Origin of the sequence: Cyanobium sp. BA5m-21, assembly GCF_024346235.1 — a bacterium.
In the GTDB taxonomy this organism is placed as follows: domain Bacteria; phylum Cyanobacteriota; class Cyanobacteriia; order PCC-6307; family Cyanobiaceae; genus Cyanobium_A; species Cyanobium_A usitatum.
The window spans coordinates 97,609-110,912 of the sequence record NZ_JAGQCO010000002.1; the positions used below are offsets into that span (position 1 = coordinate 97,609).

The 13,304-nt window shown below is 66.5% G+C and carries 18 protein-coding genes; 7 read left to right on the forward strand and 11 right to left on the reverse strand.

All coding sequences use genetic code 11. The annotated features are described in order from the left end of the window. Positions 1–6: 6 nt before the first annotated feature. Genes KBY72_RS01235 through KBY72_RS01245 form a run of 3 tightly spaced genes read right to left on the reverse strand, consistent with a single transcriptional unit; the run spans position 7 to position 3,652 of the window. The gene (locus KBY72_RS01235; RefSeq protein ID WP_254959863.1) at positions 7–408 is read right to left on the reverse strand and encodes an OsmC family protein; all 402 of its coding nucleotides are present in this window, start codon (positions 406–408) and stop codon (positions 7–9) included. A 24-nt stretch (positions 409–432) separates the two neighbouring features. After that, a complete protein-coding gene (locus KBY72_RS01240) occupies positions 433–873 on the reverse strand; it encodes a 23S rRNA (pseudouridine(1915)-N(3))-methyltransferase RlmH (RefSeq protein WP_254931231.1) in 441 nt (146 codons plus the stop codon). Positions 874–895: 22 nt separating this feature from the next. Beyond that, on the reverse strand, positions 896–3,652 hold the full coding sequence (locus KBY72_RS01245) for a DEAD/DEAH box helicase (protein ID WP_254931218.1): 2,757 nt from the start codon (positions 3,650–3,652) through the stop codon (positions 896–898). Between the two features lie 191 nt (positions 3,653–3,843). Between KBY72_RS01245 and KBY72_RS01250 the strand changes: the two genes are divergently transcribed. Genes KBY72_RS01250 through KBY72_RS01270 form a run of 5 tightly spaced genes read left to right on the forward strand, consistent with a single transcriptional unit; the run spans position 3,844 to position 7,313 of the window. Beyond that, positions 3,844–5,001, forward strand: a complete 1,158-nt coding sequence (locus KBY72_RS01250; RefSeq protein WP_396121800.1) for an aminotransferase class I/II-fold pyridoxal phosphate-dependent enzyme — start codon at positions 3,844–3,846, stop codon at positions 4,999–5,001. After that, positions 4,992–5,675 (forward strand): alpha/beta hydrolase, encoded by a 684-nt coding sequence (locus KBY72_RS01255; RefSeq protein WP_254931220.1) that lies wholly within the window; start codon positions 4,992–4,994, stop codon positions 5,673–5,675. Before KBY72_RS01250 ends, KBY72_RS01255 begins: the two co-directional genes overlap by 10 nt. Further along, positions 5,672–6,496: a methyltransferase domain-containing protein gene (locus tag KBY72_RS01260; RefSeq protein ID WP_254931221.1), complete on the forward strand. Its 825-nt coding sequence runs from the start codon at positions 5,672–5,674 to the stop codon at positions 6,494–6,496. Before KBY72_RS01255 ends, KBY72_RS01260 begins: the two co-directional genes overlap by 4 nt. After that, on the forward strand, positions 6,493–7,161 hold the full coding sequence (gene bioD / locus KBY72_RS01265; protein WP_254931222.1) for a dethiobiotin synthase: 669 nt from the start codon (positions 6,493–6,495) through the stop codon (positions 7,159–7,161). The genes KBY72_RS01260 and bioD overlap by 4 nt, the downstream gene beginning before the upstream one ends. Beyond that, the gene (locus KBY72_RS01270) at positions 7,158–7,313 is read left to right on the forward strand and encodes a hypothetical protein (RefSeq protein ID WP_254931223.1); all 156 of its coding nucleotides are present in this window, start codon (positions 7,158–7,160) and stop codon (positions 7,311–7,313) included. Before bioD ends, KBY72_RS01270 begins: the two co-directional genes overlap by 4 nt. On the opposite strand, the gene KBY72_RS01275 is transcribed toward KBY72_RS01270, so the two are convergent. Together KBY72_RS01275 and KBY72_RS01280 are read right to left on the reverse strand one after the other, a co-directional pair. Then, complete coding sequence (locus KBY72_RS01275; protein ID WP_106502354.1) at positions 7,310–7,576, reverse strand: DUF3143 domain-containing protein; 267 nt, start codon at positions 7,574–7,576, stop codon at positions 7,310–7,312. The two genes, KBY72_RS01270 and KBY72_RS01275, sit on opposite strands and share 4 nt — an antisense overlap. Next, positions 7,573–8,034: a J domain-containing protein gene (locus tag KBY72_RS01280; protein WP_254931224.1), complete on the reverse strand. Its 462-nt coding sequence runs from the start codon at positions 8,032–8,034 to the stop codon at positions 7,573–7,575. The genes KBY72_RS01275 and KBY72_RS01280 overlap by 4 nt, the downstream gene beginning before the upstream one ends. 68 nt (positions 8,035–8,102) lie before the next feature. On the opposite strand from KBY72_RS01280, the gene rsmG reads away from it, so the two are divergent. Then, complete coding sequence (gene rsmG, locus KBY72_RS01285; protein WP_254931225.1) at positions 8,103–8,852, forward strand: 16S rRNA (guanine(527)-N(7))-methyltransferase RsmG; 750 nt, start codon at positions 8,103–8,105, stop codon at positions 8,850–8,852. Here rsmG and KBY72_RS01290 read toward each other — a convergent pair. The 5 genes from KBY72_RS01290 to KBY72_RS01310 all read right to left on the reverse strand — a co-directional run bounded on the left by KBY72_RS01290 (position 8,818) and on the right by KBY72_RS01310 (position 10,877). Beyond that, entirely contained in the window at positions 8,818–9,213 is a 396-nt protein-coding gene (locus tag KBY72_RS01290; protein ID WP_254931226.1) for a ferredoxin, read from the reverse strand. The two genes, rsmG and KBY72_RS01290, sit on opposite strands and share 35 nt — an antisense overlap. Before the next feature lie 20 nt (positions 9,214–9,233). Beyond that, a complete protein-coding gene (locus tag KBY72_RS01295) occupies positions 9,234–9,623 on the reverse strand; it encodes a DUF1257 domain-containing protein (protein ID WP_254931227.1) in 390 nt (129 codons plus the stop codon). A gap of 23 nt (positions 9,624–9,646) precedes the next feature. Continuing rightward, a complete protein-coding gene (locus KBY72_RS01300; RefSeq protein ID WP_254931228.1) occupies positions 9,647–9,850 on the reverse strand; it encodes a DUF2997 domain-containing protein in 204 nt (67 codons plus the stop codon). Positions 9,851–9,899: 49 nt separating this feature from the next. Further along, complete coding sequence (locus tag KBY72_RS01305) at positions 9,900–10,655, reverse strand: HEAT repeat domain-containing protein (RefSeq protein WP_254931232.1); 756 nt, start codon at positions 10,653–10,655, stop codon at positions 9,900–9,902. Positions 10,656–10,751: 96 nt separating this feature from the next. After that, positions 10,752–10,877 (reverse strand): hypothetical protein, encoded by a 126-nt coding sequence (locus KBY72_RS01310; RefSeq protein ID WP_254931229.1) that lies wholly within the window; start codon positions 10,875–10,877, stop codon positions 10,752–10,754. A 67-nt stretch (positions 10,878–10,944) separates the two neighbouring features. Here KBY72_RS01310 and KBY72_RS01315 point away from each other — a divergent pair, with 67 nt between their 5' ends. Continuing rightward, on the forward strand, positions 10,945–12,216 hold the full coding sequence (locus KBY72_RS01315; RefSeq protein WP_254959867.1) for an AmpG family muropeptide MFS transporter: 1,272 nt from the start codon (positions 10,945–10,947) through the stop codon (positions 12,214–12,216). Between the two features lie 12 nt (positions 12,217–12,228). On the opposite strand, the gene rlmN is transcribed toward KBY72_RS01315, so the two are convergent. Then, positions 12,229–13,278 (reverse strand): 23S rRNA (adenine(2503)-C(2))-methyltransferase RlmN, encoded by a 1,050-nt coding sequence (rlmN, locus tag KBY72_RS01320; protein WP_254959899.1) that lies wholly within the window; start codon positions 13,276–13,278, stop codon positions 12,229–12,231. Positions 13,279–13,304: the final 26 nt, after the last annotated feature.

Below are 13,304 nucleotides of genomic sequence, written 5' to 3' on the forward strand. Positions count from 1 at the left end.
GGCAGTTCAGGCCCAGTGCAGCCGCATCGGCACAGCACCCTCCAGGCTCAGCTTCACCGGGCAGGTCTCTCCGGCCCGGTGAAGCACGGCCCGCTGCTCCTCGCTGAGACCCGCCGGCAAGCTGATCCACACCTCCAGCAGGGCAATGCGCCGTGGCGCCTCGGGGGTCATGGTTTTTTCAATCCGAGCGCTGGCCCCCTGCAGCGGCCAGCCGTGGCGCTCGGCAACGATCCCCAGGATCGTCAGGATGCAGGTGCTCAGGGCCGTGGCCACCAGATCGGTGGGCGAGAAACGCTCCCCCTTGCCCTGGTTGTCGGTGGGGGCATCGGTCTCGAGCTCGCAGCCCGAAGGCCCGTGGCTGGAGTGGCAGCGCAGGGCTCCCTCGTAGCGGCTGTCAATCGTGGTCATCGCGGGGCGTAAGCACTACCCCAGTCAAGCGCCGTCGCGGTGATACGGCCCGCCCTGCTGAATCGAGCTGGCCCGGTAAAGCTGCTCCAACAGCAGCAGCCGCGCCAGCTCGTGGGGGAAGGTCATCGGTGAGAGGCTCAGGCGCCAGTGGGCCCGCCCCTTGAGCGCCGGGTCGAGACCATCAGCCCCACCGATCACAAACGCCAGCCGCTCCGAGCCAGAACCTTCAAGCGCCTTGGCGAAGGCCAACGAGTCGTAGCTCTGGCCCTCCTCGCACAGGGCCACCAACTGCTCGCCGCCGCGCAGCTCAGCGGATATGGCCTCCGCCTCGCGGGCCATGCCACCGTCCCGCAGTTCCACGATCTCCAGGCCCGGGAGCCGCTTGCGATAAGTCTCTACCCCTTCGCTCACCCAGCCCTTGCGCACCTTGCCGACGGCAATGATGCGTATGCGGGCGGAGTTGATCATGGGTTACGGCCCACCAACCTCAAGACTGGGGGCGCTCGATCGCCGGATCCAGGTGACCGTTGCCACTAGCCACCAAATCCTCGATCTCGCAAACCGGGAAGCGATTGATCGATTTGAGGGCAGCGCGGGCCTTGCTGCGCAGCTGCTCGCTGATTGCCTCGCAGTAGGGCACCTGGGCCAGCAAATCCACGGTGCGGCGCAAGATCCGCACCACATCACCCTCGTCGAGGGAGGTATTGGCAATCATGTCGCTCCAGCTGGCACCTTTAGCCCAGGCGTGCACCAGGCCCATCAACTCGGGCTCCCACCAAAGCGGGAAGTTGACCTTGGCGTGCTCCTGCTGACGCTCCAGCTCGCGGCGCAGGCCGCACAGATCATGCAGGGCCTCCTCGGCGGCCGGTGGCGGCGGGTAGCCGCACCACAGATCGGGCCGGTTGACTTCGGTGGAGATGGCTTCAAACACCGCCGCCAGCTGGGGCGGATCGAGCTCATCGAGGTGGCCGCTCATCAGCGACAGTCCCAGCCACAGCTCGTTGTCGCCGCGCAGGGCGGCCACGGTGCGGCCCACTTCGGTGGGCTCCAGGCCATCAGCTCCCGCCAGAGCCCCAAAAAAGCGCAACACCTCAATCAGGGCCAGGAAGGTGTCCCAGTGGCGATTAGAGCGGAAGTGCAGCAGCTGCTGGCGCTCCTCGATCTCCAGCTGCAACTCCTCCATGCGGCGGCGGTGCTTCTTGAGCTGGCGGCGGTCGCCCCAGCGGTGGGCCGGATGCAGCTCCAGGCTTTCCTCCAGCTGATGCACCTGCTGGGCCTGGTCCTGCACCTCACCGGCCAGGTCGTACTGGGGCGTGGCCATGTCGTGGCGACTGGCCATGTGGGCAACGGCAAGGGCCAGGCCACCGCTGGCCTGATCGCCGTGGCGCAACTCGCCAAGCTGGCGCAACTCGGGGGGATCCACCTGGCTCACCTGCAGGCAACTGAGCTCGGCATGGAGGCTCACCACCCCGTGGCAGGGCAGCAACAGCCAAAGGTTCTCGTCGGTGAGGCATTTGAGCAAAGGAAACTGCCCCGGCCCTTTCACCTTCTCCACAATCACCGCCGGCGTTACCCGGCCGCGTAGCTGGGGCGCCTTGAGACTCACCAAAGTGCCCTCACTGGCGAATTGCAGCGCCAAGGTGAGCTCATGGGCGACGGTTTCCTCGGCCTGTTGCTGGAGGATCCGCAGGATGCGCCTCTCTTCGCGCAGGTGAGCTCGCTGCTTTTCGTAGTCCTCGAAGTCGTCCCAGGGCACCTCGCCGGAGCCATCCTCCAGGCCTTCGAGCTGCTGCATCAACTGGCCGATGCGGGCCTCGTCCTCGACTAAATCGAGGGTGGCCAGGTAGCGGCCGAAACTGCGTTCAACCAGCTCCTTGGCCTTAGCCAGGTCGTAGCGCTGCAACAGGTTGAGCACCATGCCGTAGCTGGGCATGAACTGGCTGACCAGCGGATCTGCCGGCGCAGTAGCGAGCTGGCCCGCCTCCCGCACGCCTTCAAAGCGGCTCTGCACGGTCACCACGTAGCCCTGGGTATCAAGGCCGCGCCGGCCGGCCCTGCCCGCCATCTGCAAAAACTCACTGCCCATCAAAGGGCGGTGGCCTCGCTCGGTGCGCTTGCTCAGCGCCGAAATCACCGTGGTGCGCGCCGGCATGTTGATGCCGGCCGCCAGGGTTTCGGTGGCAAACACCACCTTGATCAGCCCCTGCTGGAACAGCTCCTCGATCAACTCCTTCCAGGCCGGCAGCACGCCGGCATGGTGGGCGGCAATGCCCCGCAGCAGGGCCTCAGCGTGGCCGCCTTCCCGCACCGCCTCGGGGGTCGTTGCCATAAACAGATCCAGGCGGGCCTTGATGCGCGCCTGTTCAGCAGGCGTCACCAGGGCGGCCTTGCCCAGCTCCTTGACGCCCTTATCGCAACCGCGGCGACTGAAGATGAAGTAGATGGCAGGCAGCATGTCGCGCTCCGCCATCTGGGCCACCACAAAACCCAGGGGCGGAGCCTCGGGCTGGGGTGGTTTCGGTGTTTTCGGACCCTTGCGCTGGCTGCCCTTGGGGGCGCGCCACACCTTGCAGTTGGGATGGAGCCCGGTGCCCTCGTCGTTGAGCAGGGGGTGCAGTCCCTTGGCACTGCAAAAGCTGAAGGCCAGCGGCACCGGCCGGTGGTCACTGAGCACCAGCTGGGTGGGCCCATGCACTCTCTCTATCCAGTCGGTGAGCTGGCCGGCATTGGCCACCGTTGCCGAAAGAGCCACCAACTGAATCGGCAGCGGGCAGTGAATGATCGACTCCTCCCAGACGGTGCCGCGCTGGGAATCGTTCATGTAGTGGCACTCATCGAGCACCACCGCCTCCACGCCCTCAAGCGGGTCATCTCCCGCATCGGCTTCCGCGTAGAGCATGTTGCGGAAGATCTCGGTGGTCATCACCACCACCTGGGCCTCCCGGTTGAGGCTCATATCACCGGTTAGCAGCCCCACCTTGTCGGCACCAAACTGCTCCCGGAAATCGCGCAGTTTCTGATTAGAGAGGGCCTTCAGCGGCGTGGTGTAAAAAACTTTCTGGCCGTGGGCCAGAGCGCGGTAGATGGCGTACTCACCCACCAGGGTCTTACCGGAGCCCGTGGGGGCGCTCACCACTACCGAGTGGCCCTGGTTGAGCGCGTCGATCGCCTCGAGCTGGAAGTCGTCGAGCGGGAAGGGGAAAATTGCTGCAGGATCCAGCCCATTGGGCGCCGTTTCAGGCACGCTGCTATTTGAGCTGGATCATGAAGCCATCCTATGAGGGAGGAGCCTGTTCCGCCTCGGGCAAGCTCTAGTAGCAACAGGCCGTGGCACAAGCTCGGATTTAGCGTTTGCGGAGCAATGTCCGGTCGTTGACACAACCCGGCACCACCTCTCCCCCCTCAGGGGAAAGAGCCGCCAGCTGGCGGGATGAATTGCGGCGTCAACTTGCAGCCATTCCCCCCCAGCGCCGCCGCGGCCTGCGCAGCTTTGCCCCCGCCGCAACCGCCGCCACCCTTGATCTGGCAACTCCCGGTAGCAGGAGTGCCCCCCTGCTGGATCTAGCCAGCAACGACTACCTAGGTCTGAGCCGTCACCCCGAGGTGGTGTCAGCCGCCCAGGCCGCCGCGGCCAGCCAGGGACTGGGGGCAGGAGCATCGAGGCTGGTGAGTGGCAGTCGGCCGGTGCATGACGAGCTGGAGGCAGCGCTGGCGGCCTGGCTGGGGCGCGAGCAGGTGCTGCTATTTCCCAGCGGCTTTCAGGCAAACCTGGCGGCGGTAGGGGCCCTAGCTGATCGCCACAGCCTGGTGCTGGCCGACCGACTGATCCACCACTCCCTGCTCACCGGGGTGCGCGCCAGCGGTGCCCGGCTGCAGCGCTTCGCCCACAACGACCTGGCCCAGCTCGACTCCCAGCTGCAAGCAGCCCGCCGGCGCGCTCCCGGACAGCGGCTGCTGGTACTGAGCGAGAGCCTGTTCTCGATGCAGGGCACCAGTGTGGATGTGGCGGTCCTGACGGCCCTCTGCGCCGAACACGGCGCCGCCCTGCTGCTCGATGAGGCCCATGCCCTGGGAGTGCTCGGCCCCGGCGGACGGGGCTTGGGCCACAACCAGCCCGAAATCGCCCTGATCAGCGGCACCTTGGGCAAGGCTTTTGGTGGCGGCGGGGCCTTTCTGGCCGGCGATGCCCTGGTGGGGGACTGGCTGCTGCAATCCAGCGGCGCCTACCGCTACACCACGGCCCTAGCCCCACCATTGGCCGCCGGCGCCCTGGCCGCCCTGGCCCTGATTCAGGCCGAACCCCGCAGCGAGGCCCTGCTGCAGCGAGCCGCCCGTTGGCGCACATGTCTGGAAGCGGCCGGCTGGCCGCGGCCGCCAGGCACCGGGCCGATCCTGCCGCTGCTGGTGGGCGACGATCACCGGGCTCTCGAGCTGCAACAACGCTTAGAAGCAGCCGGCCTCTTAAGCGTCGCCATCCGCCCCCCCACCGTGCCTGAAGGCACGGCGCGGCTGCGGCTGGTGCTGCGCCACGACCTACCGGCGGGCACATTGGAGCGATTGCTCACAGCTCTGGGGAGTCCTGCATGCAGCTGATCGCCATGCACGGATGGGCCGGCGATGCCCAGGGCTGGGAACCATTCCAAAGCGCCTGGAGCGCCCGCGGCTGGACGTGGCAGTGCGGCGAACGGGGCTACGGCGGGCAAGCTCCCAGGCCGGTGGCCTGGCAGAGCGACCAGGGCCTGAAGCTGGTGATCGCCCACTCGCTGGGCCCCCATCTGCTGCCCGCCTCCGTGCTGGCCCAGGCCGATGCGGTGGTGCTGCTCGCCAGCTTTGGCCGCTTTGTGCCCGAGGGCCCCGGCGGCGGCCGGCTGCGCAGCGCCGTGGCGGCCATGGCAAGCCAGCTGGCCGGCCCCGAAGCCAGCGCCATGCTCCAAACCTTCATGGAGCGCGCCGCAGCCCCCCAACCCTCCAGCCTGCTGCCCCCTGGCATCGCCGCCGCCCCTATTGCTGCCTCCGGCCGCCAGCGGCTGGCGGAAGATCTAAACCTATTGGCGGCCACGGCGGGGCTACCGCCTGGCTTCCCGCTCCAGGCTCGGCTGTTGATAGTGGAGGGCGGCGAGGATCAAATCGTGAATCCACAAGCCCGCCACCAGCTGCGCAACCTCCTACCTGCCGCCGACAACCTGGTGCTGGCGGGCGTGGGGCATTGCCTGCTCAGCCCGGCCCTCGTGCCCACCGTGTGTGGCTGGATAGAGGGCCTGCCGTGAACGCAAATCCAGTGCGCGACACGGTTTTGAGAGACACGCTTTTAAATGACAAGCTTTTAAATGAAGCAGGTTTCAGCGCGCGAGTGAGCAGCCGCTTCGGCCGCCACGCCGCCGGCTATGCCCGCCATGCCCGCCTGCAGCAGGGGGTGGCCTGGCGCCTGGCCCACCTGTGCGCGCCCCTCCACCTTGCCGCCGGCCCCCGGGCCGATCTGGGCGCGGGCTCCGGGCTGGTGGGGCAGGCGCTGCGGGCTCAGGGATGCCAGGGAGCCCTCCTGCAGCTTGATATCTGCCCCGAACTGCTGGCCCATAACCCCCAAACCACTGCCGGCGGCCAGCTCAGCTGGGACCTCAACTGGGGGCTGCCGGAGCAACTGGGCCAGGCCTCCCTGCTCACCTCCAGCTTCGCGTTGCAGTGGCTGGAGAATCCCCCAGCCCAAGTACAGCACTGGTGCGAGCAGTTGCGGCCAGGGGGCTGGCTCGGCCTGGCAGTGCCGACAAGCGCCAGTTTTCCCCAGTGGCACCAGGCCGCCGCGGCTGCAGGGGTGCCCTGCACAGCTCTGAGCCTGCCCGACGCCGAAGCCCTGCTGGCCGCCGCCAGCAGGGGCGGCCTGATGGCTCACTACAGCCGCCGGCTGCGCTTCAGCCGCGCCTACGGCAGCGGCCTCGGCTTTCTGCAGCAGCTACAGGGCCTCGGGGCCAGCGCCAGCCGAGCCAACCGCCTCAGTGCGGCCCAGTTGCGCCGGCTGCTGCACTGCTGGCCAGCAGATGGCTGCGTCAGCTGGGAAGTATTAGTGCTATTTGGTCAGCGACCCGGCCCATGAGCAGCTGCAGCAACGCCCTGGTGATCTGCGGCACCGACACCGACGTGGGCAAAACCGTGGTGAGCGCCCTTGTGGTCCAGGGGCTCGGGGCCACCTACTGGAAACCGGTACAAAGCGGACTGGAAGGCGGCGGCGACTCGGGCCGCCTGCAGGCCCTGCTGCAGCTGCCAGCGGAGCGGTTGCTACCGGAGGCCTACCGGCTGCAGACGCCGGTGTCACCCCACTGGGCCGCCGAACTAGAGGGCATCACGATCGACCCGGCCCGGCTGGCCCTGCCGGCAATGGCCGGAGCATTGGTAGTTGAGACCGCCGGTGGGTTGCTGGTGCCCCTGCGCCGCGACTGGCTGCAAATCGATCAGCTAGCCGCCTGGAGGCTGCCGGTGCTGCTGGTGGCCCGCAGCGGCCTGGGCACCCTCAACCACACCCTGCTGTCGGTGGAGGCCCTGCGCCAGCGCTCCATTCCGCTGTTGGGACTAGTGCTTAATGGCCCGCTCCATCCCGACAATCCCGCCACCCTGGCCGCATTGGCCCAAGCGCCGGTTCTAGCCCAGCTGCCACCTTTAGAACCGCTCACCGCCTCCGGGCTGGCTGCCCAATGGCGGGCGCAAGATCTGGGCCGTACCCTGACGGCAGCCATGGGCGCAGCCCCCAACCCCCGACGATGAGCAAGCAGCACTGGTTAATAAGTGGCGCCCTAGTACTGCTTTGTGGCGGCGTGTTGGTGCTGTTCACCGACGTGGAAACCTCCCTGGTGCGCTGGGTCAACTGCGGGCCGCTCTCCAGCGCAGAGGAGCAGCAGAGCCGCATCTGCCGTTAAGGCCCCGCCAGGATCACCGCCTCGGCATCGGCCCGCGACAAGCCATAGGGAAAGTGACGCACGCACACCTGGCCGTCGCTGTGCCAGCTCACTTTGAGCTCGTCCACCTCCAGCTCAATCTGGGCGCTCCATTCAGGGCGGTGCAGGTCCCAGAGGCAGGGATTGGCGCGCTGCCGCTTGGCACCCAACTGCTCCAGCCAGTGCTCCAAAGCAGGCAGGGGGTGGTGGTACAGCGGTGTCTGGGAACTGGGCATCTCGGTCATGAAACCAACCCTGTCACGTTGGTGGGAGCGCCCTCAGGCCACCAGCTAGGCCATTGCACCAATTGGGCGCCGCGCATCCAGGCCACTCCCACCCCCAGAACCAAGCTCAACACCAGGGCAAAACCCAGCAGCAGCAGCGCCAGCCACTCGCCACCAGAAAGTTCACGCCGCACTGAAACAGGCCGAGTAATGCTGGTCGGGGGCGGTGCAACGGGGCTACTGGGTGCCGAAGGCGGGCGCAGCTGGTCGTCGTAGCGCTGGCGCAGGGCCGGGTCGCTCAGCACCCCATAGGCCTGCTGCAGCTGCTGGAAAGCCAATGCAGCCTCCCCAGCCGGCAGCACGGTGGTATCGGGGTGGTAGCGCTTGCTCAGCCCCCGGAACGCTTGGCGTAGCTCCTGGGGCGAGGCGCTCTGCTGCACCTGGAGCAACGTGTAATAACTAAGTGGGGAGCTGGCCAAGGGCAGGGCGCCGGGAAAACGATCCGGTCTGCGGGATCCTAGAGATCAGAAACCCGTTACCAAGCTGGATGGCTCGCACCCTCACCGGCAATGCCCTCTGGCAGGAGCTCGGCTGGCAGCCCAGCCCAGCCCAAGAACAGTCGCTGGGCGACCTGCAGGTGCAGCTGCGCCAATGGAATAGCAAGCTCAACTTGACCCGGCTGGTGGAGGACGACGACTTCTGGATAGCCCAGGTGTTTGACAGCCTCTGGCCCCTGGTGCCCCTGCTGCAATCGGGGGCAGCCCAGGCACCGATGCGGCTGATCGATGTGGGCACCGGCGGTGGCTTCCCCGGCCTAGCGCTAGCGATCGCCTTTCCCCAGGCCCAGTTGACCCTGGTGGATTCGGTGGGGCGCAAGGTGGAGGCGGTGCAGGCCATGGCCGCAGCGCTAGGGCTTGGGGAGCGAGTGCAGCTGCGCTGCGAAAGGATCGAGCGCACCGGCCAGCAGCAGGCCTGTCGGGGCCAGTTCGACTGGGCTCTGGCCCGGGCCGTGGCCAGCGCGCCGGTGGTGGCCGAATACCTGGTACCGCTGCTGCAACCCCAAGGGCGAGCCCTGCTTTATCGCGGCCAGTGGTCAGCCGATGACCAACGGGACCTCAGCGCCGCCCTTATCCCCCTGAAGGCTGGCATCGACCAGTGCCTGGCCAGGGAATTACCTAGTGGCCGGGGTAGCCGCCACGCCCTGGTGGTTAAACCGCTGGCCCCCTGCCCGCGCACCTATCCCAGGGCCGTGGGGCTGCCGGCTAAGCAGCCCCTGGGCGCGGCAACGTGCGCTTGAGCCGCACCGGCGAAGGCACACCAAGGGGAAGAATTTCCTGGCCGTCTAGCTGCTGCTGCAACTCGGGCAACTGCTCATAAGCAACCCAATGGATGCAATCAACGGGACAGGTATCGATCGCCTCTTGTATCAGCTCGGTGGCGTCGCCGTCCTGGCGAATCGCCCGGGAGCGGCCCCAGTGGGGCTCGACCGCAAAGGTGTTGACGGCCACGTGGGCGCAGTAGCGGCAGCCAATGCAGACAGCCTCGTCAACCCATACGGCCTTCTGACCCAAAGCTCCACCCAACAGTGGTTCGTGACCACTACGACGTGACTCGGGGGAAAAGGCGGTGGCGGTGAACGCCAGGGAGGGATCAACCATGCCGGGGTGAGCTCCCGGATCTAAGCCCAACGGGTAACCACCAATTCAATGCAGCCGTCTTGCTGCTGGGCTTGCTCGCTCACCTGGAAACCCTCCTCAGCCGTGGCGGCCAGAATGCTGCGCAGGGCATATCGCTGATTGAGCTGGGCCAAGAAGCGCTCCACCGGCACGGCCTGATTCCAGAGGTCGAGATCGGTCACCAGCTCATAGCTACCGGTTTCAGGATTGAGGCGAAAACCGATATCAGCGCCATTGGCCTGGGCCACAGCCAGCTGGGCCTCCACGGTTTGGCCGCGATAACCGCGCACCATCAAACTTCCCTGCCTTGGGCCATGGCCCAGATCCTCGAGAGCCTCGAGCAAGGACTGGCGATCACGGAGCTCGGTCTTGATGGTGCTGAAGTGCGACATCGATCTAGGAAGAGGTAATCGGTTCAGGAGAGGGACTGGAACTGGCTTTGCTGCGCCTGTTGCTCGCAGAGAAAGGCCTCAGCCGTTGACCGGCGCTGCTGCACAACTCCAAGCCTGGCCTCAATGCGCTCAGTGAGCTGCTCGCACGCCATGCCATTCAGCCCTTCCACCAGCTCATCGACGCGCCCATCGGGGTGGATTCGATAACGGATGGTGAGCTGTTCCATCCCACGCTGGAAAGGTTCGAAGATGTTAACCAGGAAATCCTGCTCCCGTTCAGCTGAGCAACCCCTCCTCCACCAGGGTCTGCAGACGCTCCAACACCTCCGGCTGCTCGAGCTGCTCAAGGGCCAGCCGGGCCTCATCGCGCACACCCGATTCGAAATCGTTGAGCATGGCGTGCAACAGGGACTCAACCACCAGCTGCTGCCGAGGCTCCACCAGCTCGCCGTAGATGCGACCGAGGGCCCAGGCGCTGTTGCTGCGCACCGCCGGCTCACTGTCGATGCGCATGCTGAGCAACAGCTGGGCCGCAGCTGGATCGGCCTTTGCCGGCCCGGTGCAGCCCGCCTCAGCCAGGGAGCTGGCAGCCCAGAGGCGCACCGCGGAGATATCCACCTGCAGGGAGCGGATTAGGGGATTAAGGATTGGAGCGTCGGGGTAGTTGCCCAGGCTCCAGGCCACGGCCTTGCGCACGTAGCCGTTGTCATCTGAGACCAGCAGGCCCAGCAGGGGCTCAACCGCCTGGGGGCTGGGGTTGCGGCCCAAGGCGTAGACCGCGCTCATCCGCAGGATCGGGCAGCTCTCCGTCAGCAGCGGCAGCAACAGGGGCAGGGCCCGGGGATCACGGTGTTCACAAAAAATGCGCAAACCCTGCAGCCACCGCTCCTGGCTGTCTGCCCCTGCATCGCCCCGCAACAATGCCAAGCCCAGATCGCACTCGGCCGCCACATCACTGGCCGTTGGATCACTGCTATCAAGATCGTCGAGCGGATCACCGCGCAGCTCTTCTGCCAGCTCCTGAGCCAGCATCTCGGGGTCGAGGTACAGCTCCTGGGGACTGCCACCGAAGGGACTCTCCCCACCGGACGGCTGATCGGACTGGGGAGAAACGCTCACAACGTTGAATCAGCCAATCGGGGCGGGGGCCGCCATGTCACCTGGCAACCAGATGCGGGCGCTCACGGCAAACAGGGCCAGACCAAACAACACCACAATCGCGGCCGGCAGCAGGGTGGAGCGAAAAAATTGCACAGCCGAGGCGTTTGCGAGTGCTGGCTTCCATCATCGCCCCTAGGGTTCTCCGAATAACGCCTATGTGATGGCAGATAAGAGTTCCGGCAGCTGGCGGCGTCTAACAGCTGTGACCGCCGAGGGAGTAGCCAGCGGCACCCCGCTGATGGTGGGCAGCAAGTTGCTGCAGGGCTGGCTCACCGCTAGCGGAGTTCCTCTTGCCCTGATCGGCCTGATCCCGCTAGCTGAGCTGCCTTACACCCTCAAGCTTTTCTGGGCACCGCTTTTAGACCGCTGGCCGATCGCCTGGCCCGATCGCCGCCGCGGCTGGCTGCTGCTGATGCAGCTAATCCTGGTGCCTGTGATTGCGGCGATGGCCCTGCTGCAACCCAGCACTAATCCAGCCAGCCTCACCGCCATCGGCATCGCAGCCCTGGTGCTGGCCGTCTGCAGTGCCACCCAGGACATTGCTGTCGACGCATACCGCACCGACCTCCTGCCCGAGGCGGAGCGGGGGCCAGGTGCTGCCGGAGCCACCCTCGGCTACCGGGCCGCCATGCTCGCGGTGGGTGCCGGTGGCTTCCTGCTGGCTGATCGCTTTGGCTGGCCGGCCGCCTTCCTTGCCGCCGCAGCTCTGCTGGCGGCCGTAGTGCCCTTCACCATCTGGGCCCCGGCCCTGCAACCGGTGCAACACCCGGTCACGAGCCTGCGGCAGGCGGTGCTTGGTCCAACGCGGGAGTTCCTGTTCCGGGCGGGACCAAACCGGGCCTGGCAGTTGCTGCTGCTGGTGCTGCTCTACCGCTGGCCCGATGGCCTGCTGAACGCCATGGCCATCCCCTTCCTGAAATTGCAGGGGTTCAGCGATGCCCAGATCGGCTTGGTACAGGGGGGCTGGGCGATTGCCGCCACCATGGCCGGCACCGTGATTGGCGGCGTGCTGTTTGCCCGGATCGGCATGAACCGCTCCCTGTGGCTGTTCGCAATCGCCGGCGTTTGCGGCAACCTCACCTATTGGGCCTTGGCCCAGTTCAATTGGGGCTTCGGCGGGCTGATCGCCGCCGTGAGCCTGGAGAACCTGAGCGGAGGCATGGTGGGCGCGGTGTTTGTGGCGCTGCTGATGAGCCTCTGCAACCCGCGCTTTTCGGCCACCCAGTACGCCCTACTTTCCGGCATCTACGCACTGAGCCGCTCGCTGCTGTCGGCCCCGGCCGGCGTGGTGGCGGGCAACGTGGGCTGGCCCATGTTTTTCCTGGCTACGGCCGCTGCCGCTATACCCGCTTTTCTGCTGATGCTGCAGCTCACCCCCTGGGGGGAACAGGAAGCACGCGGCGCCTTCGATCCCAGCCGCGACGCCACCTGATCAAGCTCCAGCTCACGCCGGCTCCAGGCTGCCCTCGAGCCGGCGACGTAGTTGGCCGCAAGCTGCATCGGCATCGAGACCGCGGCTAGCCCGCACACTGACAGCCACGTGGCGATCGATCAGGGCCTGTCGAAACGCTTCCACTGCGCCAGGGGCCGGACGCTGGAATTCCTCCTCGGCAATTGGGTTGTAAGGGATCAGATTCACATGACTCTGGAAACCACGCAGGAGCCGCGAAAGGGCCTCCGCATGGCGGGGCTGGTCGTTTAGCCCGCCCAGCAGGATGTATTCAAAACTCACCCGCCGGCCGGTGAGTTCAACGTAGTGGCGGCAATCGGCCAGCAACGCCTCCAGGGGATAGGCATGGGACGTGGGGATCAGCTCCTCCCGCAGCTGCTGGTCAGGGGCATGCAGGCTCACCGCCAAGGTGAACTGGGCCCGACCCAGCCGCTCTAGGGCCTGCTCCGCCAAGGTGGGCAGGCTTTTGGGGACCCCCACGGTGCTCACCGTGATCTGGCGCTGGGCCATACCGAGGTCGGTGCAGAGGCAATCGATCGCTGCCAGCACCGCCTCGCTGTTGAGCAGGGGCTCACCCATACCCATAAACACCACGTGGCTGGGGCGCTGGTCCATCACCTCACGCACGCTCAGCACCTGATCAACGATCTCGTGCACCGCCAGGGAGCGCTGCAGCCCCCCTTTCCCGGTGGCGCAAAAGCGACAGGCCATCGGACAGCCCACCTGGCTGCTCACACACACCGTGAGCCTGCCTTCAGCGGGGATGCCCACGGTCTCGAGGCTGAGGCCGTCGTGAGTACCCAGCAATAGTTTTGTGGTGCCATCGCGGGCGACGCTGCGGTGCAGCTCCCTCGAGCGACCGATCCAGTCGGAGGCACCACTGGGGGGCTGGCCGGCCAGCTGGTCCCGGAAAGCCTTTGGCAGCACCGTTACCTGGTCGAGGCTGCGGGCTCCCTTGGCGTAAAGCCAATCGTGCAGCTGACGGCCGCGGAAGGCGGCTTGACCATGGCCAACAGCCCAATGCTCCAGGGCCGGCAAACCCATCCCCAGCAGGGGAGTGGCTAGCGGCG